This is a genomic window from Amycolatopsis saalfeldensis (assembly GCF_900110575.1).
Lineage (GTDB): Bacteria > Actinomycetota > Actinomycetes > Mycobacteriales > Pseudonocardiaceae > Amycolatopsis > Amycolatopsis saalfeldensis.
This window is the reverse complement of the sequence record NZ_FOEF01000005.1, coordinates 14,460-33,762: the sequence shown is the minus strand read 5'-3', so window position 1 is coordinate 33,762 and position 19,303 is coordinate 14,460. Positions and strand designations below refer to the sequence as shown.

Sequence of the window (19,303 nt, the reverse complement as noted above, 5' to 3'; positions counted from 1 at the left end):
GACGGCTATTCGGGCCGGACGAGCGGGAAGAGGATCGTCTCCCGGATACCGAGCCCGGTCAGCGCCATCAGCAGCCGGTCGACACCCATTCCGACACCGCCGCTCGGGGGCATTCCGTACTCGAGGGCCCGGAGGAAATCCTCGTCGAGAGGCATGGCTTCGCTATCGCCCCCGGCCGCCAGCCGGGACTGTTCGGTCAGCCGCTGGCGTTCCACCACGGGGTCCACCAGTTCGGAGTAACCGGTCGCGAGTTCGAAACCGCGTATGTAGAGGTCCCACTTCTCCGCGACCCCCGCGCGAGTGCGGTGTTGCCTGGTCAGAGGCGAGGTCTCGAGCGGAAAATCACGGACAAAAGTGGGAGCCTGAAGATCGTCGCCGACGAGGTGTTCCCACAGTTCTTCCACGAGTTTGCCGTGACCGAGTTTCGGATCGACCTCGATAGCACGCGCTTCGGCGAACTTGTGCAGCGCCTCGGCCGATGTCTCCGGCGTCACTTCTTCACCGAGCGCGGCCGAGAGCGACTCGTACATCCCGAGCGTCGTCCATTCGCCGGAAAGGTCGTACTCGGTGCCGTCGGCGAGGGTGACGATCTGGGTACCGAGGACGTTCTCCGCGGCCTCCTGGATCAGCTCCCGCGTCATCACGGCATTGGTGTCGTACGTGGCGTAGGCCTCGTAGTACTCCAGCATCGCGAACTCGGGCGAGTGCGAGGAGTCGCTGCCCTCGTTGCGGAAGTTCCGGTTGATCTCGAAAACCTTCTCGATCCCGCCCACCACACAGCGCTTGAGGTACAGCTCGGGCGCGATCCGGAGGTACAGCTCGAGGTCGAACGCATTCGAATGCGTGACGAAAGGCCGAGCCGCGGCGCCGCCGTGCAGGGTCTGCAACATCGGCGTCTCGACCTCGGTGAATCCACGCCGGTGGAACGACTCGCGCAACGAGCGCACGACGCCGGCGCGGGTGCGCACCACATCACGCGCCCGGTCGCGCAGAATCAGGTCGACATAACGCTGCCGGATTCGCGTTTCCTCGGCCAGCTCCTTGTGCGCGACGGGCAGCGGGCGCAAGGCCTTGGACGTGAGCTGCCACTTGTCCGCCATCACGGAAAGCTCACCGCGCTTGGAAGTGATCACCTCGCCCTCGACGAATACGTGGTCACCGAGATCGACATCGGACTTCCACGCCGCGAGCGCCTGCTCGCCGACCTTCGCGAGGCTGATCATCGCCTGCAGTTCCGTGCCCTCACCCTCACGAAGAGTGGCGAAACACAGTTTGCCCGTATTGCGGAGAAACATCACCCTGCCGGTGACGCCGACCGTCTGACCAGTGCCGGTGTCGGCCGGGAGATCCGAATGCGCCGCCCGGATCTCGGCGAGCGAGTGGGTGCGGGGAACCTCGACGGGGTAAGGATCGGCACCCTCCGCGATTATCCGGTCGCGCTTGTCCCGGCGCACCCGCATCTGTTCGGGCAGGTCGTCATCGGGCAGCGCGTCGGACGCGGGGAATTCGGTCATGGCGCATAGCGTACGAAGCCGATGGCCGCCTACGCCAACCGGATTACCCTTCGCGCCGCGGGCCCGGGCCTTTCGAGTATTACGCTGAGATCTTGTGACCGAACCCACGCATGACCCGGAACTGCACTCCCGGCGCGCCTCGTCGTTCGGCGAAGAGGCGGCCGCCTACGCCGAGCACCGGCCCGATTACCCGCGGGCCGCGCTGGCCTGGGGCCTCGAAGGCGTCGCGCACCCGGCGAAGGACGGGCTGGACCTGGCGGCGGGCACGGGAAAGCTCACGCAGGGCCTCGTGGAGCTGGGCGTCTCGGTGACGGCGGTGGAGCCGGACCCGGGCATGCTGGCCGAGCTGACCCGGCTGCTGCCGGACGTCACCGCGCTGCTCGGCAAGGCCGAGGAAATCCCGCTGCCCGATGTTTCGGTGGACGCGGTGTTCATCGGCCAGGCACTGCACTGGTTCGACCTGGAGCCCGCGTTCGCCGAAATCGCGCGGGTGCTGCGGCCGGGCGGGATCGTGCAGCCGCTGTGGAATCACGACGACGTGAGCGTGCCGTGGGTCGCCGAGTTCTCCGCCATCGTGCGCAGCGGCGTGAGCCAGGCCTGGGCCAGCGGCGAGCGGACGCTGGACACGCCACCGGGTTTCGCGCCGTTCGAAGAGAACCGGTTCCACCACGCGCAACGGCGGACGGTCGACTCGCTGCTGGCGACGGTCGCCACCCACTCGCACCTGCTGGTGGCCGAGCCGGCGGAGCGCGACCGGATCCTCGCCGCGGCGCGCGCGTACCTGCTCTCGAACCCGGCGACCGGAAACGGCGAGTTCGACCTGCCGTTGCTCACCACCGTGTTCCGCGCCCGGCGGCTCTGACCCCGGCGACGAAGGTCACCCGCCGCGCGGCCCGGGCGGTGCTAATTTCATCAGTGACGCCTCGGCGTCCCGGACGAGAGCGTCGTACCCGGTCAGGACAAGACGACGCAGTGCCCCTGAAAAGTCACTGCGAAGGGCTCCGCTCATGTCCTGGCTCGTGCTCATCGTCTCCGGCGTACTCGAAACCGTTTGGGCTGCCGCACTCGGCGCGGCGAAGGGTTTCAGCCGCCCCATCCCGATCATCACCTTCGGCGTCGCGCTGCTGCTCAGCATGAGCGGTCTCGCGTACGCGCTGCGCACCATTCCGCTCGGCACCGGTTACGCGGTGTGGGTCGGGATCGGCGCGGTGGGGACCGCCGTCTACGGCATCGTGGCCCAGCACGACCCGGCGTCGTTCGGCCGGATCGCCTGCCTGGTCCTGATCGTCGCCGGGGTGGTCGGGCTGAAGGTGCTGCACTAGGGGCTGCATTGGGGCTGCGCTGAAGGCTCAACGCACGTTGCGCTCGTACACCAGCCGCAGGCCCATCAGGGTCAGGTCCGGCACGTGCTCCTTGATCGTCTCCGACTCGCCGAGCACCAGCGGCGCCAGCCCGCCGGTCGCGATCACCGCGACCGGCCGGGCGCCGTCCGGCTCCAGCTCGCGCACGATCCGGCGGACGAGCCCGTCGACCTGGCCCGCGAAGCCGTAGAGGATGCCGGATTGCAGGCACTCCACGGTGTTCTTGCCGATCACCGACCGCGGCGGCACCAGCTCCACCTTGCGCAACGCCGCGGCGCGCGCGGCCAGCGCGTCCACCGAGATCTCGATCCCGGGCGCGAACGCGCCGCCGAGGAACTCCCCCTTGGCGGAGATCGCGTCGACGTTCGTGGACGTGCCGAAGTCGACCACCACACAGGCGGTGGCGTGCAGGTGGTGGGCGGCGAGGGTGTTCACCAGCCGATCCGCGCCGACCTCCTTGGGGTTGTCGACGAGCAGGGGCACGCCCGTGCGCACCCCCGGCTCGACGACGATCTTCGGCAGCCGCGCGTAATAGCGGCCCAGCATCACGCGCAGTTCGCGCAGCACCGCCGGGACCGTGGACAGCGCACTGATGCCCGTGACCGCGTCGGCGTGCGCGCCGAGCAGGCCGCGCATGGTGAGCGCGAGCTCGTCGGCGGTGATGCGCGCGTCGGTGCGCATGCGCCAGTCGCCGACGAGCTGCTGCCCCTCGTACAGGCCGAGCACGATGTTGGTGTTGCCGACGTCGACGGTGAGCAGCACGCGTTTTCCTTTACTGCTTTCCCGCCGGTGGCGGTGGGGTTGATTCAGCTTTCCGCGTGCAGCAGCGCGTCCAGGCGGCGCGCGTCGGCCGTCTCCGCCACCGGGAACGCGATGATGTCCTCGTCCGGCAGCAGGACGGTGCCCGACAGCAGCCCCGAGCCCTCCGGCACGTGCGCCGGGTCCGCGCCGCGTTCGACGATCCGGTTGTCCTCGGAGACGAACACCACCCGCGGCTCGTACTCGAGCGCCTCGGCGTTGTCCATCTGCCCGTAGGCGATGAGGATGACGATGTCGCCCGGGTGCACCAGGTGCGCGGCGGCACCGTTGATGCCGAGCACGCCGCTGCCCCGCTCGCCCTTGATCACGTACGTCTCGAGGCGGGCCCCGTTGGTGACGTCCACAATGGACACCTGCTCGCCCGGCAGCAGGTCGGCGGCCTCCATCAGGTCCTCGTCGACGGTCACCGACCCCACGTAGTGCAGATCCGCCTGGGTCACCGTGGCCCGGTGGATCTTGGATTTCAGCATCGTGCGGTACATCGTGGACTCTCCCTTATTCCCCTGCGTCCAGCTCCACGCTCGGATGCTCCACCGCGTTTCCGAGCAGCAGTCCCACGTTGTCGATCAGCCGGGTGCTCCCCACCCGGGCGGCGATCAACAGCCGTGCCTCACCGTCGACGGGCGCCGGCCCGAGATCGGTTCCCCTCAATTCCAGGTAGTCCACCGCCACCTGGGGACGCGCGGCCAGAGTCCGGCGGGCCACGTCCAAAACCGCTTCCGCCCCGTCGCGCCCGACGTGCGCCCCCGCGGACAGCGCCGCGGACAGCACCACGGCGTCCTCCCGCTGCTCCGGCGTCAGGTAGACGTTGCGTGAAGAAAGCGCGAGCCCGTCCCGCTCGCGCACCGTCGGCACCCCGATCACGTGGGTGCCGATGTTCAGGTCCCGCACCATCCGCTTCACCAGCACGAGCTGCTGGTAATCCTTCTCCCCGAAGAACGCGTAGTCCGGGCGAAGCAGGTTGAGCAGCTTCGCCACGACGGTCAGCACGCCCGAGAAGTGGCCGGGCCGCGCGGCGCCCTCCAGCTCGTCGCCGAGCGGGCCGGGGTGCACGGTGACGGCCGCGCCCTCGGTGTAGAGGTCCGACGCCTTGGGTGTGAAGGCCAGCTCGACGCCGGCTTCGGCCAGGGTGGCGAGGTCGACGTCCAGCGGGCGCGGGTAGGCCTCGAAGTCCTCGCCCTCGCCGAACTGCAGCGGGTTCACGAAGATCGACGCGGCGACGATCGTGTTCGGCACCCGCTTCGCGCGGCGCAGCAGCTCGCGGTGCCCGTCGTGCAGGGCGCCCATGGTGGGCACGAGCGCGACCTTGCGGCCGACCGCGCGCAGCGCGTGGCTCACCTGGCTGATGTGCTCGGGCGGCTGGAATGTGTTCAACGTGCCGCGCTGGAACTTCGGTGTGGTCACGGGTTCTGTCCTTCGGCGGGGTCGTCGAGAAGTTCGGTGAGCTCGGTGGCGGCCGCCGGGTCGAGCTGTCCGGCGGCCCGGGACCGCTCCGCCGTGCGCCGGGCCAGTGCCCGGTAGGCGGGGGCGATCTCCGGCGACGCCTCCGTCAGCACCGCGAGGTGCTTGCGGACGGTGCCGAGGTCACCACGCGCGACCGGACCGGTGAAGGCCCGGTCGCCGTGTCGGAGGACATTATCCAGTGCCGCCGAAAGCAGCGGTGCGACGAGTCGTTCCGCTTGCCCGATTCCGGCCTTGCGGAGCAGTTCCGTGCAATCCGCGACCAGCGTCATCAGGTGGTTCGAGCCGTGGGCCAGCGCCGCGTGGTAGAGCGCGCGGGACTCCTCGGGGATGCGCACCGGCTCGGCGCCCATCTCGACGGCGAGCGCCTCGCCGACGTTCCACGCCGCCTCGTCCTCGGCCGTCGCGGTGACGCCGATGCTGGCGGTGGCCAGCCGTTCCAGGTCCTCGGCGCGGCCGGTGAACGTCATCACCGGGTGCAGCGCCAGCGGCAGCGCGCCGGCCTCGGCGGCGGGCGCGAGGACGTCCACGCCGTGGGCGCCGGAGGTGTGCACGACGATCTGGCCCGCCCGCAGCGACTCCGTGGCCACCAGGCCGCGCAGCATGCCCGCGAGCGCGTCGTCGGGCAGCGCCAGCAGCACCAGGTCCGCGCGCCGGACGACCTCGTCGGGCGGCAGCAGGGGGACGTCGGGGAGCAGGCGCTCGGCCCGGGCGACGGACGCCGCGGACAGCCCCGACGCGGCGACCACGGTGTGGCCCGCGCGGGCCAGCGCCGCGCCGAGCACGCTGCCGACCCGGCCGGTCGACACCACGCCCACGGCGAGGCGGGCGGGCCGGTTCACGGGCCCACTTCGCTGACGCTCGGCGTGGCTGGTCCATCCGCCGGCTCGATCATGGCGTGCGCCTGTGGACGCTCATGGCTCGCTGACTCCCTTGGCTCGTTCCAGTCCCGCTCTTACGGCGCGGGTACCAGACGACGGCGCGAGAGTAGCCCCGATCCGCCCGGCGGACAGAGTTGAAGGTGACCAGCTTCACCCAGTGGGGTCCGTCGCCAGACGGACGGCCTCGGCGCGCGCCGACCTCAGCGTCCGCAGCAGCTCGTCCTGACGCCGGCGGTCGTCGTCGGTCCGCAGTCGCTGCCGGCGCAGGAAGGCCAGCTCGGTGACGCTCGCCTGGTACTGGCCGACGGCCTTCGCCGCGGCCTTGCCGGACTCGCGGCGGGCCTGGCGCCGCCACGCCCGCCGTCCGGACAGACTGCCCAGCAGCTCGACCTCCGACGGCGCGATCCACCTCGCCGCGGCCATCCTCGGCAGCGCGGCGGCGACGATCCGCTGTTCCCGGCGGCGCTGCAGCACGATCACGTAGAAGACGCCGATGAACAGCGGCACCATGATCAGGAAGTAGACGGTCAGGAACGCCTTGGAGCCGCCGAGGATCGCCGAGCTGTTCCACAGCGCGTGCAGGCACACGGCCACGACGTAACCGCCGAGCGGCGCGAGGATCCGCACCGCCTTCTGCCTGGTCCGCGCCGCCACACCGAACCCGATGCCCGTCATCACGCCGAACAGCGGGTGCGTGAACGGCGAAAGCACCCCGCGCAGGAAGAAGGCGGCGAGGACGCCGGCGTTGGCGCCGTTGCCGAAGCCGTAATCCGCGAACGCGCGGCCGAAGTAGTAGATGTTCTCGGTGAACGCGAAACCGGCGGCGCTGAAGCCCGCGTACACGATGCCGTCGACGATCCCGTCGAACTCGGAACTGCGGCGCCAGAAGATGAACAGGACAAAAGCGCCCTTCACCGCTTCCTCGACGAGAGGCGCGGAAACGAGCGCGCTGACTTTGCTGCCGGCGCCGCTGCCGAGCAGCATGTCGCCCACGGCTTCGGCGCCACTGTTGATGAGCAGCGCGGTGATCGTCGCAACGCACGCACCCCACGCGAAGGCGGCCAGAAGCAGCTTCGCGGGCTCCGGCTCCCACCGGTCCACCCACAGGAATCCCGCGACGACCACCCCGACCGGCACCAGCGCCGCGACCACCCCGATGGCCACCGCGAGCCAGCCGACCCGCGCCGTCGCCAGGCCGAACAGGAACAGGCCGCAGAGGGCCACCACGAGCAGCCCGAGCACGGGCAGCAGGACGGTGACCCGGCGGGGCAGCCGGCTCCGGACGGCGCCCGGTGCGCTGGAGAGGGATCCGCTCACGGGCAGTCACCCTACGGGGGCGGGGAGGTGCTGTCGTGCCTGGTCGCCCAACTGTCGGAATCGCCTTGTCAGCACCGAAAAAACCACCGGCCGACCGGGCAGTCGTGAAACTGCCCGGTCGCCCGGTGTAGGCGATCAGCCGAGAACGGCGTCAGTCTTCCGCTCGGCGACGACGCCGCGGGCTCGGGGCGTCGGCTCCGTTGGCGGCCAGCAACTCCGTCACGGAGCGGCCCGCGGTGTGGGAACCGCTCTGCGGAGCGTCCTCCGCGGAACGGCGGCCACGGGCCGGCCTCGGCTCCTGCGGCTCGGGCTTGGCCTCGCGGTGGCTCGGCGAAGACCCCATGCCCTCCCACGACGGCGGCTCGCCGTCCGCGCGGCGACGGCGGCCGCCACCGGTGGGCTCGGGCGTCGGCGTGGACTCGTCGTCGGAGCGGCGGCGACGGCCACCGCCCTTGTTCGCGACGCTGCTGCGGACGGCCTCCGGGAGCGTCGGGTTCACCGACGACTCGGCCGGCTCCTCGTCCGACGAGCGGTGCGCACCGTGCCGCGACGTGGGCGCCGGGGTCGGCTCGGACGAAAGCGGCGAAAGGTCCGCGCGCGAGAACTGCTCCAGCCGCGAAGGCTTGCGCGGCGCGGGGTCCGGCACGTGCACCGGTGTGTCGAGCGACGGCAGGTCCGTACGCGGCTTCGGCGGGTTGTCCGGCTTCGCCGACGGACGCGGCCGCTCCGCGAAATCGTCCCGCTTCTGGAACGCGGCGCTGAGGTTCTCACCCGGCTTGCGGCCACCGTCCCAAGCGGGCTTCCAGGTGGCCGTGGCCTCACCGGCGGCAGGCGACACCCGCGGCAGGTCCGGCCGCGACACCTCGGAACGCGAAACGGGCGGCTCGACCCGGCGCATGCTCGGCTGCGACGCCTCGCCACGCTGCTCCACCCGCCGCATCCCGGACTGCGACGCTTCGGCCGAGCGTGGCTCCACCCAGCGCATGTCCGACTGCGACGCCTCGCCACGCTGCTCCACCCGCCGCATCCCGGACTGGGATGCCTCGGACGGACGAGCCTCGACGCGTCGCATCTCCGGCTGGGACATCTCCGCGCGATAAGCCGGACGCATCGCGGGCCGGGACTCCTCGGCGGGCCGCTCCTCTTGACGCGGCTGCGGGCGCGGCACGTGCCGCGTCGCCTCGGCGGACGAGGACTCGGGCTTCGCGACCGGCGCGACAGTGCGGGTCGGCTGTGACTCGGAGGCCTCCCGGCGCGAGGCCTCGGCCCGCAACTCGGCGGCCTTGACCGCCCGCGCGGCGGCCGACTCCTGCGGTTCCGGCTGCGGGCGGTTGCCCGGCTTCGGCCGCGAGATCTGCTGCGTGCGCTGGGTGTTGACGGTGGACGGCGGCTTGCCGTTCGGCCCCTGCTGGCCGCCGGGGCCGTGCGGGCCCGCGCCGTTCGACGGCTTGCGCCGGCGCTCGACGGCCGCGGAGTCGAGCACGCGGTCCATCAGCTCGGTCGGCCGCTCGTTGACCTCGACCGCCGGCTTCTTCGGCGCCATCAGCTGGGCCGGCTTCTTGCCGTTGCCGTTCTTGGTCTCCGAACCCGCGGAGACGAGCCGCTGCTCGTCGTTCAGCGCGCGCATGCGCGTGGCCTGCGCGGTCAGCGCGACCCGCTCGAGCAGCACCTCGCCGCCGAACAGCGACTGCAGGCTGTCCCGCAGCGCGGACACCTCGGCGCGCAGAGCTTCGAGCTCCTCGCGCGAATGGGCCTGTGCGGCCTCCCTCGTTTCGGCTTCGATCTCCAGCTCGTACTCACGCCGAGCCGCGATCTCGCGTTCCAGTTCCAACTCGTATACCGCCTGCGCCTCGGCGACCGTGTCCTCGCTGTGTGCCGCGTGCTTGCGATACCTCACGGCCAGGAAGGCGCCGATCAGGGCGGCCCAGAGGGCGGCGACGATGCCCAGCCGGAGGAACCGGAGGTCGTTGCTGAGCACCAGTGCGAGAGTGGCTCCGATGACGAGGAGGAATCCGACAACAAGCCACGGCCTACCCAGAAGGCGGCCGCGCGAGTCGTCACCCACGCCGGTCATGCCTGACACCGTACCTTCCAGTGACCCGAACGAGACCTAGTCGGTACTTCGAGCGGCCGATTTCGATCGCTAACCGGTCGTCCCGCGAGTGCCGCCCCGATCGCTCTCCGAGGGGGTCCGGCAGCAGTGCTCCAGCCACAAAGCCGCAGCTACCAGCAGCGCGGAGCACACCACGCCGGCCACCGCCGAGCGGCTGTCCGAGACGGCCGCGACGAGTTCGTCACGTCGCGGAAAAACATAGGCGAACGCGGCCACCCAGGCCCCCGTCATGAAGGCCCCGGCCAACGAGGACGCCTTGGCGAGCGCTACCGAGCGTGCAATCCCGATCGCTCCGACCACTCGTCCGCCACGGATTCTCGACCGGATCGAGTAAGCCAGGATCACCTCGATCACAGCGAGTACCGCGAAGGTGACCCCGGCCAGCAGCGGGAGCTGCGGCAGGTCGCCGTACGCGAACTGGAACACCACGTAGATCAGGACGAGGCCGAGTACCGCGGCCACCACCAGGTCGCGGGGCCGGGTGAAGTGCATGGCCCCACCGTACCGAGGGGCCCTGGGCATGCGGTTTGGCGCGCCGTCGCCCGAATCGGGAGTCCGGCGTCAGGCCAGCGAGAGGTCCGGCCGCCGGACGACCCCCGCGCGATCGGACTCCGGCCGCAGCGCCAGCAGGTCCGCCAGGGGCCCGTGGCCGGGCAGGACCGCCGCCGGCTCGATCTCCAGCCAGGGGACGAGGACGCTCGCACGGTCCGGGGTGCCCGGGTGCGGCAGGAGCAGTTCGGGATCGTCCGAGCGGACGCCGTCGACTGTCACTATGTCGACATCCAGCGTGCGCGGGCCCCAGCGTTGCTCGCGCACCCGGCCGGCGGCCCGTTCGGCTGCCTGCCCGGCGCGCAGCCAGGCCCAGTGGTCACGCGCGGGGTCGTCGACGACGCAGACGGCGTTCAGGAAGTCCGGCTGCTCCTCGACCCCCCACGGCTTCGTCTCGTAGACGCCGGACACCGCGACCAGCCACGGCCGCACGGCGTCGACCGCGCCGCGCAGGTACCCGAGGCGGTCGCCGAGGTTCGAGCCGAGCGAGAGGACGGCGCGGCTCACCGCTCCCGCCGGACGGTGACGGCGACGTCGTCGAAAGTCAGCGGGATCGGCGCGGACGGTTTGTGCACGGTGACCTCCACGGCGTTCGGCCGGGCGTCGAGCAGCACCCCGTCGGCGATCCGGCCCGCGACGCTCTCGATCAGGTCGTACGGCTCGCCCGCGACGATGCCCGCCGCCAGCTCCGCCAGCTCGCCGTAGTGCAGGGTCTTGGTCAGGTCGTCGGAGGCCGCGGCCGGGCCGAGGTCGAGCCACACGGTGATGTCGACGACGAACTCCTGCCCGTCGCGCTTCTCGTGCTCGAAGACGCCGTGGCGGCCGAACACCCGCAGCCCGGTGAGTGTGATGCGGTCAGCCATCGGCCCGTCCTCGTGACCAGGCGGCCGCGACGGCGACCGCGTCGAGCGAAGCACCCACCTCGTGCACGCGCACCCCCCAAGCACCCGCCGCGGCGGCAAGCGTCGAAAGGGCGGCAGTGGCGTCCTCCCGGCCGGACGGCGGCCGTGGCTCGCCGTCCTTTCCGGACAGCAGACGGCCGAGGAACCGCTTGCGCGAAGCACCGACGAGCACCGGGAAACCCAGCTCCAGCAAGGAGTCCAGCCCGTGCAGCAGCGCCCAGTCGTGCTCGGCCTGCTTGGCGAAGCCGAGACCGGGGTCGAGCACGATGGCGTCCGGCTTCACCCCGGCCGCGAGGGCTTCGTCCACTCGGGACAGCAGCTCGGCCCGCACCTCGGCGACGACGTCGGTGTAGCTGGCGAGCGCGTTCATGTCCTTGCTGTGCCCGCGCCAGTGCATCAGCACCCACGGTGCCCCGCTGTCCGCGGCGACGTGCGCCATGCCCGGGTCGGCGAGGCCGCCGGAGACGTCGTTGATCACCCGCGCGCCGGCCTCCAGCGCGGCCGCCGCGACCGCGGCCCGGGTGGTGTCGACGGACAGCGCCACGCCCTCACCGGCCAGCTGCCGGATCACCGGCAGCACCCGCGCGACCTCCGTCTCGGCGTCGACGCGCAACGCGCCGGGCCGGGTGGACTCGCCGCCGACGTCGATCAGGTCCGCGCCGCGCGCCCACATCCGGCGGGCGTGGTCGAGCGCCTGGTCCGTGTCGAGGTAACGGCCACCGTCCGAAAACGAATCGGGGGTCACGTTGAGGACCCCCATCACCGCGCACCGCCCCGGCGCGGGCAGCGAGCTCACCTTCGCCCCTTGATCAGCTCGATCGCCTCGGCCCGCGAGGACGCGGACGTCCGCAACAGCCCCCGTACGGCCGAAGTGGTGGTGCGCGCGCCCGGTTTGCGGATCCCGCGCATCGACATGCAGAGGTGCTCGGCCTCCATCACCACGATCACCCCGCGCGGCTCCAGCTTCCGCACCAGCGCGTCCGCCACCTGCGACGTCAGCCGCTCCTGGACCTGCGGCCGCTTCGCGTAGAGGTCGACCAGCCGGGCCAGCTTGGACAGCCCGGTGACCTTGCCGTTGGCGTTCGGGATGTAGCCGACGTGCGCGACCCCGTGGAAGGAGAGCAGGTGGTGCTCGCAGGTCGAGAACATCGGGATGTCGGTGACGAGCACGAGCTCCTCATGGGACTCGTCGAACGTCTTGTCCAGCACCTCGGCCGGGTCGAGGTACAGCCCGCTGAACATCTCCCGGTAAGCGCGAGCGACCCGGGCCGGGGTGTCCTTGAGGCCATCCCGGTCCGGGTCTTCGCCGCAGGCGAGCAAGAGCTCGCGGACGGCGTTCTCCGCCCGGTCCTGATCGAAGACCGGGCGGGCCACGCCGTTGTTACTGCTTGTCTGGTCCGTCCACGTCACGCCGTTGCTGCCCCTCGTCCGGCTGCTGGCCGTTCGCCCCATCGGCGAACCAGCCCTGCTCAGACGGACGGTCTTCGGCGGGACGCCAGGACTGCTGGCCGGGGTTGCCGCCCGGCGACGTCGCCGGGGTCCACCCCGGGGGCGCACCGTAGTTCGGCGGCCCGCTCTGCGCACCACCCGGGCCACCCGGGTAGTAGCCGCCTGCCGGACCGCCCGGCTGCTGACCACCATACGACTGGGGCCGGTAACCGGTGCCGTTCGGCCCACCGTTCGGACGGCCGCCGTTGGGGTGCGCGCCCGGTTGCGGCGGCGCGTACGGGTTGGCGTTCGGGTCCGGGGCCGGGTACGGCGGCCCGCCGGGCAGGTCGCCGGCTCCGGGCGCGGTGCCGACCGGGGTCGGCTCGGGCTGGCGGACCGGCTTGTTCTCCTTCTCCGGCGGAGGCCACGGCTCGCCGCGCTCCATCGCCAGCTCGCCCGGGGTCTTGATCGGCGGCTTGTCCGACGGCGTCCGCTCACCGAACTCGTTGAACACGGTGATGTGCGGGCGCTTCTCGACCGTCGCGAAGATCCGCTCCAGGTCCTTGCGGGTCAGCGTCTCCTTCTCCAGGAGCTCGATGACCAGCTCGTCGAGCACGTCGCGGTAGGTGTTGAGCACGTGCCACGCCTCGGTGTGCGCGGTCTCGATGAGCTTGCGCACCTCCTCGTCGATCTCGTGCGCCACCTCGAGCGAGTAGTCGGCCTGGCGGCCGGCCGAGCGGCCCAGGAACGGGTCGCCCTGCTCCTGGCCGTACTTGACCGCGCCGAGCCGCGCGCTCATGCCGTACTCGGTGACCATCGAGCGCGCGATCTTCGTCGCCTGCTCGATGTCGGCCGACGCGCCGGTGGTGGGCTCGTGGAAGACCAGCTCTTCAGCCGTGCGCCCGCCCATGGCGAACACCAGCCGGCCGATCATCTCCGAGCGGGTCATCAGCTCCTTGTCGTCCTCGGGGACGAGCAGGGCGTGCCCACCGGTGCGACCGCGCGGCAGGATCGTCAGCTTGTAGACCGGCTCGATGTCCGGCATCGCCCACGCGGCGAGCGCGTGCCCGCCCTCGTGGTAGGCCGTGATCTTCTTCTCCTTCTCGGAGATGATCCGGCTCTTGCGGGCGGGCCCGCCGACCACGCGGTCGACCGACTCCTCCAGCTCGACGTCGCCGATCACGTGCCCGTTCTTGCGGGCGGTGAGCAGCGCGGCCTCGTTCAGCACGTTGGCCAGGTCGGCGCCGGACATGCCGACGGTCCGCTTGGCCAGGCTGCCCAGGTCGGTGCCCTGCGCGATCGGCTTGCCCTTGGCGTGCACCTCGAGGATCGCGCGGCGGCCGCGCATGTCGGGTGCCGACACCGGGATCTGCCGGTCGAACCGGCCCGGGCGCAGCAGCGCCGGGTCCAGGATGTCGGGCCGGTTGGTGGCCGCGATCAGGATGATGCCGCCGCGGGCGTCGAAGCCGTCCATCTCGACCAGCAGCTGGTTCAGCGTCTGCTCGCGCTCGTCGTGCCCGCCGCCGAGGCCGGCGCCGCGCTGGCGGCCGACCGCGTCGATCTCGTCGACGAAGATGATGCACGGCGCGTTCTGCTTGGCCTGCTCGAACAGGTCACGCACTCGCGAGGCACCGACACCGACGAACATCTCGACGAAGTCCGAGCCGGAGATCGTGTAGAACGGCACTCCCGCTTCACCGGCGACGGCTCGCGCGAGCAGCGTTTTACCGGTGCCTGGCGGCCCGTACAGGAGCACGCCCTTCGGGATCTTCGCGCCGAGCGCCTGATATCGCGCCGGGTTCTGCAGGAAGTCCTTGATCTCGTACAGCTCTTCGACAGCCTCGTCCGCACCCGCGACATCGCCGAAGGTGGTCTTGGGCATGTCCTTGTTCAGCTGTTTCGCCTTGGACTTGCCGAAGTTGAGGACGCGGTTGCCGCCGCCCTGCGCGTTGTTCATCATCCACATCAGCAGGCCGAGGACCAGCGCCAGCGGGATCGCGAAGATGAGGATCTGCGTCAGGATGCTCTGCTGCGTGACCTTGGTGGTGAACTTGATCGGCTGACCGCCGTTGTTCGCCGCCAGGATCTTGTCGTAGATCTCCTGCGAAGCGTTCGCCGGGTACTGCGCGACGATCTGGTCGGTCTGCGTCCCGTCGACGTCGATCTTCTGCGTGAGCAGCAGTTTGACCTGCTGCTCCTTGTCCTCGAGGCTTGCTTCCTTGACGTGGTTCTGCTTGATCTGCTGATCAGCCACTGAGATGGGAGCCTGGGTGTATCCACGATCGCTGTCGAAGATCGTGTTGTAGGCGAACAACGCCAGCAACCCCGCGACGATCCACAGCAGTGGGTTCCTGAGCACGCTCTTCCGGTTCATACGACTCGGCCCTGGTGGCCTCGACCCTCCCTGGTTGGGCGGCTCCTGTGATACCCGCCATCACGATCTTGACAACCCATGGTGCTCCCGCACCGGTTACATCAGGGTACCGTCCGGGCGGACGCTGGACCCCGATGAGCCTCACGCAGGTCAACGGGCGATACCGCACCAGGGTTCCCGGATCGTTCCGGACCCGGTCACCCTAGCGTGTGTCAACCGCCACAGACGCCACCATCTCACCAAGCCGCGTACGCAGTGTTTTGGGATCCGCCGGAGCCACCGTCACCCATTCACGGCCGTCCGAACCCGCACGTGAGAGGCTCAGGTAACGCCCGGTGGCGGTGTCGAACCAGCCGAGCACGCGGGACCGCTGCCGGCTCCCGAGCGACGACCGGCTGTTCGCTGCCAGCTGACCGCCGCGTTGCCGGGGCTGGCCCGAGATCAGCCCGTACGTCTCCTTCGGGTCGACCGTCACGCGCTCGCTTAGTGACTGACGCCTCCCCCGGCGCCCCTTCTCCTCGGCCTCGGCGGGCCCGCTCGAAGCCGAGACGGGCACGCGGATCGGGCGCGTGTTCAGCGCCTCGTCGAGCGGGAGTGTGACGGAGGCCTCGCTGCCGCGGGGTCCCGCCGGCAGCAGGTCGATCACCGCGGACGCCAAACCGTCCGACGGGACGCCGCGCAGCCAGATGCCGTCGCCGTCCTGGATCGCCACCACGCCGGTGCGGTCGTCGCCCGCGGCGAGGATCGCGATGGGGTGGGCCTGGAACTGCGGGATGTGCACCGCGTCGATCGACACCGGGCCGCGGGCGAGCAGGCCGAGCCAGTCGTCGAGGCGCGGCTCGACGTAACCGCGGGAATCGCGGACGCCGCGCGCCTTCAGCTCGACGTCGACCCGGTGCCGCAGCGAGACTCGCTCGTCTTCGGTGGCGCCGTGCGACCGCACCCGCAGCGGGTACGGCAGCTCGCCCAGCTTCATGGACTCCCAGAGGAAGTCGAACGCCAGCGGGGTGAAGAACTCTTGCTGCATGCGGTGCTGCTCACTCTCCAGGATCGAACTCTGGCTCAGCGTAGCGCGGAGGGCCTGGCCCGGGTCAACGCTTTCCACGTGAACAGGGACCGGCCCGTCCGCGGGCCGGACCGTCAGAAGGCGGCGGTGCTCGCCTGTGCCGCGCCGGAGAGCATCTCGCCGAGACGGTGGCGCAATGTGGCGGCGTCGGCCGGGGCGATGGTGATCCAGTCACGCCCGTCGCGGCCGCTGGTGGCCTGCGTGAAGTACCGCCCGCTCTCGGTGTCGAACCAGCTGAGCACCGGGGAGCGGCTCCGGCCGCCCATGCGGTTGCGGGCGTTGGCGCCGACCTGGCCGCCGCGCAGCCGGGGCTGGGCGTGCAGCCGCGCGAGGGCCTTGCGGTCCTCGTCCACGCTGGCCCGGCCCGACGCGTCCACCTGGTTGCCGCGCCGCTGCATGAAGTCGACGCCCGAGGCGCCCACGAGCTGTTCCAACGGCACCGTGATCGACTTCTCCGTGCCGCGCGGAGCGCCCGGCAGCAGCGAAACGATCGCCGTCGCGAGGCCGTCCGCCGGACAGGGCTGAAGGTGCAGTCCACGCGTGTCCTGGACGGCCAGCAGTCCCTGGCCGCCGAGCGCGCCCGCGACGGCCAGCAGCGGCTCCGCGTTCGGGTCGATCAGCTGGACGGAGTCCAGGCTCAGGTCGGGTGAGGCGAGGATGCCGAAGAAGTCCTCGACGTGCGGTTCCGGCCGCCCGCGCCCGTCCGCCAGCCCGCGTTGTGCCAGTCCGTTGAGCGCCTGCCCGCGCAGCGCGGCCCGTTCGTCCACGGTGCCCCCGTGGGAGCGCACCCGCAGCGGGTACGGCAGTTCCCCCATCCCGGCCGACTCCCACAGGAAGTCCAGCTCGAGCGGGGTGAGCAGCTCCGCGTTCGGCATCGACCAGCCCCTTGTCACACCAGCGTTTCAGGAAAAACACGGGCGCGCGGCCGGAAAGGCCGCGCGCCCGTGGGAAAGGCTTCAGTCGTCGTCTTCGTCCGACCACGCGCCGATGACCGGCGGCGGGGTGGCCTCGTTGGCGCCGAAGGCGTCGTCCGGGTCCGGCTCGATGAGGAACGACGCGTGCGTGTGCTCCTCGTCCTCCTGGCCCTGGCCGCCACCCATGCCGCCGCCCATACCGCCCATGCTGCCGCCCATGCCGGGTGCCGCGGTCTGGCCGCCGATGGTGCCGCCGGCGGGGACCACACCGCCCTGCTGCGGAACCGCCGAAGCCGCGCTCTGGCCGTTCTGGTGCTCGGCCGCCGCGGACGTGCTCTCCTCGTTGTTCCGAGACCCGCTGCGGGTGCCCTGGCCCAGCTTGGCGCCGGCGAAGCCGAGGCCGCCGCTGACCGCGCCCAGTCCGAGTGCCGAGCCGACCCCACCGGCACCGCCGCCGCCGGCCGGAGCCGACGGGGTGATCGCGGCAGCGCCGCTCACCGCGCCCGCACCGGCACCCGAGCCCGCCGCGGGGAGGGCGGCCGGGGCCGCGCCGGAAGCGCCGTACGTGCCCGAATCACCGGTGACGTGCGGGCCGCCGGTGCCGAGGGCACTGGCGTGACCGCCGGCGCCGACGCCGACCGGGCCGCCGAAAGCGGGGGTGCCCACGCCGGGCCCGCCGGCGATGTTGCCGGAGTGCGAGCCGCCGTTGAGCGAGTTGAACGAGTTGCCGTTGAAGTGCGAGGCAGTGGGCTTCATGCCGAGCGAATCGGGGCCGAAGCTCGGGGTCGAGCCGTCGACCTCGCTCATCGACTGCGTGTACGCGTTGAAGAACGCGACCTGCTGCGCCTTGACGTCGTTCGCGGCGTCGGCCTGGACCTTCTGGTCCGCGGCCATCGCGGCGGGACCGCCGGCCAGCGCGGCGGCCATCGCCTGCTTCGGGTCGAAGTCGCGCGGGGCCGGCATCTTCTTGACCTCGGCGGCGGCCGAGGCCTGCTTGCCGAGGCGGTCGGCCATCGTGTGCGCGGCGTCCGAGGCCTGCTGGCCGGAGTTGGCGATGGACACGAGCGCGCCCTGCGCACCCGCAGCACCATGGCCGACCCAGGCGTTGCCCAGCTCGGAAATCGCGTTGTAGAGGTGGTCCGACGCCTGCTTCAGCTCGGTGCCGTGCTTGGTCCACTGCTGGCCGGTGGCCTCGGCGGTGCCGGGGTCGTTGTCGGTGACCGCGCCGTTGTAGAGCTCCTGGCTCTGCTGCGAGTTCCAGTTCGGCGGGTTGGCGATGGCGCGGTCGCCACCCATCTCGAAACCGCCGGCGCTGGAGCGCGCGGACGCGACGATGCTCTGCGACTCGGAGTTGTCGCCCATCGGGACGAGGGGCGTGCCGGACGTCCCCGGCGAGAGCGGCGTCTGCTGCTGCCCGGTGCCGCTGTTGTCGTGATTCGGTGCCATGACTGGTGATCCCCCTCGGACGTCAGGCCTTGCGGAACGGGTCGGCGGCGGACTGGTCGATCTCGTGGTACTTCGACATCGCCGTGACGATGCCCTGCTCGGCCGCCTCGTACTGGTCGAGCAGGTTCTTCAGCGCGGAGGCGTAGGAGTCGCCGCCGCCGTCGGCGCGCTGGACGAACTTCGCCGCCATCGCCTGGCCGACCGGGTTGGCCCCCAGCTTCGGCGGCTGCGCCAGCGAGCCCGAGCTGTTGAGCAGGGCCTCGATCGCGTCCTTGCCGGTGCGGATCTTGTTCAGCACAGTCTGTGCCGCGTCAGGATCGATGCCGACCTGACCGTTGGCGGCGGCGTTCTTGAACGCGTTGGCGTCGGCCAAGCTGCTGTTGCCCATCTGCCCTCTCTCCGTTCCCCCGCGCGAGCTCGCCCCGCCCGCATGGCAATAGGTCTTCGCATAGGTTAACGCACCTGGTCGGCACCTATGACGCGATCGCCTGACCCAGGGTTCCGTACCGGGGGTGATCGCCGCAACAGGTTCCGCGAACCTGTGGACAAACCGCCTCCGCCATCCACACGCGCGAACGCCCGGTGAGGTTCACCGGGCGTTCGTCACGACGTGTAGACCCGCGGGTCCAGCGTGCCGATGTAGGGCAGGTCGCGGTAGCGCTCGGCGTAGTCGAGGCCGTAGCCGACCACGAATTCGTTCGGGATGTCGAAGCCGATGTACTTCACCGGCACCTCCACCTTCACGGCGTCGGGCTTGCGCAGCAGCGAGACGACCTCGAGCGACGCCGGATTCCGGCTCGCCAGGTTCTTCAGCAGCCACGACAGCGTCAGGCCGGAGTCGACGATGTCCTCGACGATCAGGACGTGCCGCCCCGCGATGTCGCGGTCGAGGTCCTTGAGGATGCGCACCACCCCGGAAGACGACGTGGACGAGCCGTACGACGACACAGCCATGAACTCCAGCTGGGTCGGCAACGGCAGCGCCCGCGCGAAGTCCGTCATGAACATGACGGCGCCCTTGAGGACGCCGACCAGCAGGAGTTCGCCCTGCCCGTTCTCGGGGTAATCCGCGGCGATCTTGGCCGCCAGCTCCGCGATCTTTTCGTTGATCTGCTGCTCGGTGATGAGCACGGAGGCGATCTCGCCCTCGTACACGGG

At 71.0% G+C, this 19,303-nt stretch carries 20 protein-coding genes and 1 riboswitch; of the genes, 2 read left to right on the top strand and 18 right to left on the bottom strand.

Features of this window, described 5'->3' with window-relative positions; genetic code table 11:
* Positions 1–5: 5 nt before the first annotated feature.
* A complete protein-coding gene (gene lysS / locus BMY97_RS13470; RefSeq protein ID WP_091617157.1) occupies positions 6–1,514 on the bottom strand; it encodes a lysine--tRNA ligase in 1,509 nt (502 codons plus the stop codon).
* Between the two features lie 94 nt (positions 1,515–1,608).
* On the opposite strand from lysS, the gene BMY97_RS13465 reads away from it, so the two are divergent.
* Together BMY97_RS13465 and BMY97_RS13460 are read left to right on the top strand one after the other, a co-directional pair.
* Positions 1,609–2,376 carry a class I SAM-dependent methyltransferase gene (locus tag BMY97_RS13465; protein ID WP_091617156.1) on the top strand — a complete coding sequence of 256 codons (768 nt, stop codon included), beginning with the start codon at positions 1,609–1,611 and terminating at the stop codon, positions 2,374–2,376.
* Positions 2,377–2,426: 50 nt separating this feature from the next.
* A riboswitch (guanidine-III (ykkC-III) riboswitch) is annotated at positions 2,427–2,488 on the top strand.
* A gap of 33 nt (positions 2,489–2,521) precedes the next feature.
* The gene (locus tag BMY97_RS13460) at positions 2,522–2,836 is read left to right on the top strand and encodes a DMT family transporter (RefSeq protein ID WP_091617155.1); all 315 of its coding nucleotides are present in this window, start codon (positions 2,522–2,524) and stop codon (positions 2,834–2,836) included.
* Between the two features lie 27 nt (positions 2,837–2,863).
* On the opposite strand, the gene BMY97_RS13455 is transcribed toward BMY97_RS13460, so the two are convergent.
* The 17 genes from BMY97_RS13455 to hpt form a co-directional block, all read right to left on the bottom strand.
* Positions 2,864–3,637, bottom strand: a complete 774-nt coding sequence (locus tag BMY97_RS13455) for a type III pantothenate kinase (protein WP_091617154.1) — start codon at positions 3,635–3,637, stop codon at positions 2,864–2,866.
* A 44-nt stretch (positions 3,638–3,681) separates the two neighbouring features.
* On the bottom strand, positions 3,682–4,176 hold the full coding sequence (gene panD, locus BMY97_RS13450; protein ID WP_091617153.1) for an aspartate 1-decarboxylase: 495 nt from the start codon (positions 4,174–4,176) through the stop codon (positions 3,682–3,684).
* A 13-nt stretch (positions 4,177–4,189) separates the two neighbouring features.
* Complete coding sequence (gene panC / locus BMY97_RS13445; RefSeq protein ID WP_091617152.1) at positions 4,190–5,098, bottom strand: pantoate--beta-alanine ligase; 909 nt, start codon at positions 5,096–5,098, stop codon at positions 4,190–4,192.
* Positions 5,095–5,997: a Rossmann-like and DUF2520 domain-containing protein gene (locus BMY97_RS13440; protein ID WP_091617151.1), complete on the bottom strand. Its 903-nt coding sequence runs from the start codon at positions 5,995–5,997 to the stop codon at positions 5,095–5,097. The genes panC and BMY97_RS13440 overlap by 4 nt, the downstream gene beginning before the upstream one ends.
* A gap of 189 nt (positions 5,998–6,186) precedes the next feature.
* Positions 6,187–7,308 (bottom strand): PrsW family intramembrane metalloprotease, encoded by a 1,122-nt coding sequence (locus tag BMY97_RS13435; protein WP_425425276.1) that lies wholly within the window; start codon positions 7,306–7,308, stop codon positions 6,187–6,189.
* Positions 7,309–7,504: 196 nt separating this feature from the next.
* On the bottom strand, positions 7,505–9,427 hold the full coding sequence (locus tag BMY97_RS13430) for a DUF6779 domain-containing protein (protein ID WP_091617149.1): 1,923 nt from the start codon (positions 9,425–9,427) through the stop codon (positions 7,505–7,507).
* Between the two features lie 69 nt (positions 9,428–9,496).
* Positions 9,497–9,958 carry a DUF3180 domain-containing protein gene (locus BMY97_RS13425; RefSeq protein WP_091617148.1) on the bottom strand — a complete coding sequence of 154 codons (462 nt, stop codon included), beginning with the start codon at positions 9,956–9,958 and terminating at the stop codon, positions 9,497–9,499.
* A 69-nt stretch (positions 9,959–10,027) separates the two neighbouring features.
* Positions 10,028–10,522 carry a 2-amino-4-hydroxy-6-hydroxymethyldihydropteridine diphosphokinase gene (folK, locus tag BMY97_RS13420; protein WP_091617147.1) on the bottom strand — a complete coding sequence of 165 codons (495 nt, stop codon included), beginning with the start codon at positions 10,520–10,522 and terminating at the stop codon, positions 10,028–10,030.
* A complete protein-coding gene (folB, locus tag BMY97_RS13415; RefSeq protein WP_091617146.1) occupies positions 10,519–10,878 on the bottom strand; it encodes a dihydroneopterin aldolase in 360 nt (119 codons plus the stop codon). The genes folK and folB overlap by 4 nt, the downstream gene beginning before the upstream one ends.
* Positions 10,871–11,713 carry a dihydropteroate synthase gene (folP, locus tag BMY97_RS13410; RefSeq protein WP_091617145.1) on the bottom strand — a complete coding sequence of 281 codons (843 nt, stop codon included), beginning with the start codon at positions 11,711–11,713 and terminating at the stop codon, positions 10,871–10,873. The genes folB and folP overlap by 8 nt, the downstream gene beginning before the upstream one ends.
* Positions 11,710–12,327 carry a GTP cyclohydrolase I FolE gene (gene folE, locus BMY97_RS13405; RefSeq protein ID WP_091617144.1) on the bottom strand — a complete coding sequence of 206 codons (618 nt, stop codon included), beginning with the start codon at positions 12,325–12,327 and terminating at the stop codon, positions 11,710–11,712. The genes folP and folE overlap by 4 nt, the downstream gene beginning before the upstream one ends.
* The gene (gene ftsH / locus BMY97_RS13400; RefSeq protein ID WP_091617143.1) at positions 12,299–14,719 is read right to left on the bottom strand and encodes an ATP-dependent zinc metalloprotease FtsH; all 2,421 of its coding nucleotides are present in this window, start codon (positions 14,717–14,719) and stop codon (positions 12,299–12,301) included. Before ftsH ends, folE begins: the two co-directional genes overlap by 29 nt.
* Before the next feature lie 202 nt (positions 14,720–14,921).
* The gene (locus tag BMY97_RS13395) at positions 14,922–15,746 is read right to left on the bottom strand and encodes an ESX secretion-associated protein EspG (RefSeq protein WP_091617142.1); all 825 of its coding nucleotides are present in this window, start codon (positions 15,744–15,746) and stop codon (positions 14,922–14,924) included.
* Positions 15,747–15,859: 113 nt separating this feature from the next.
* Positions 15,860–16,660: an ESX secretion-associated protein EspG gene (locus BMY97_RS13390; protein ID WP_091617141.1), complete on the bottom strand. Its 801-nt coding sequence runs from the start codon at positions 16,658–16,660 to the stop codon at positions 15,860–15,862.
* A gap of 81 nt (positions 16,661–16,741) precedes the next feature.
* The gene (locus BMY97_RS13385) at positions 16,742–18,145 is read right to left on the bottom strand and encodes a hypothetical protein (RefSeq protein ID WP_245787306.1); all 1,404 of its coding nucleotides are present in this window, start codon (positions 18,143–18,145) and stop codon (positions 16,742–16,744) included.
* Between the two features lie 22 nt (positions 18,146–18,167).
* The gene (locus BMY97_RS13380; RefSeq protein ID WP_091617140.1) at positions 18,168–18,533 is read right to left on the bottom strand and encodes a hypothetical protein; all 366 of its coding nucleotides are present in this window, start codon (positions 18,531–18,533) and stop codon (positions 18,168–18,170) included.
* Between the two features lie 215 nt (positions 18,534–18,748).
* Positions 18,749–19,300, bottom strand: coding sequence for a hypoxanthine phosphoribosyltransferase (gene hpt / locus BMY97_RS13375; RefSeq protein WP_091617139.1), 552 nt, complete (start codon positions 19,298–19,300; stop codon positions 18,749–18,751).
* Positions 19,301–19,303 lie beyond the last annotated feature (3 nt).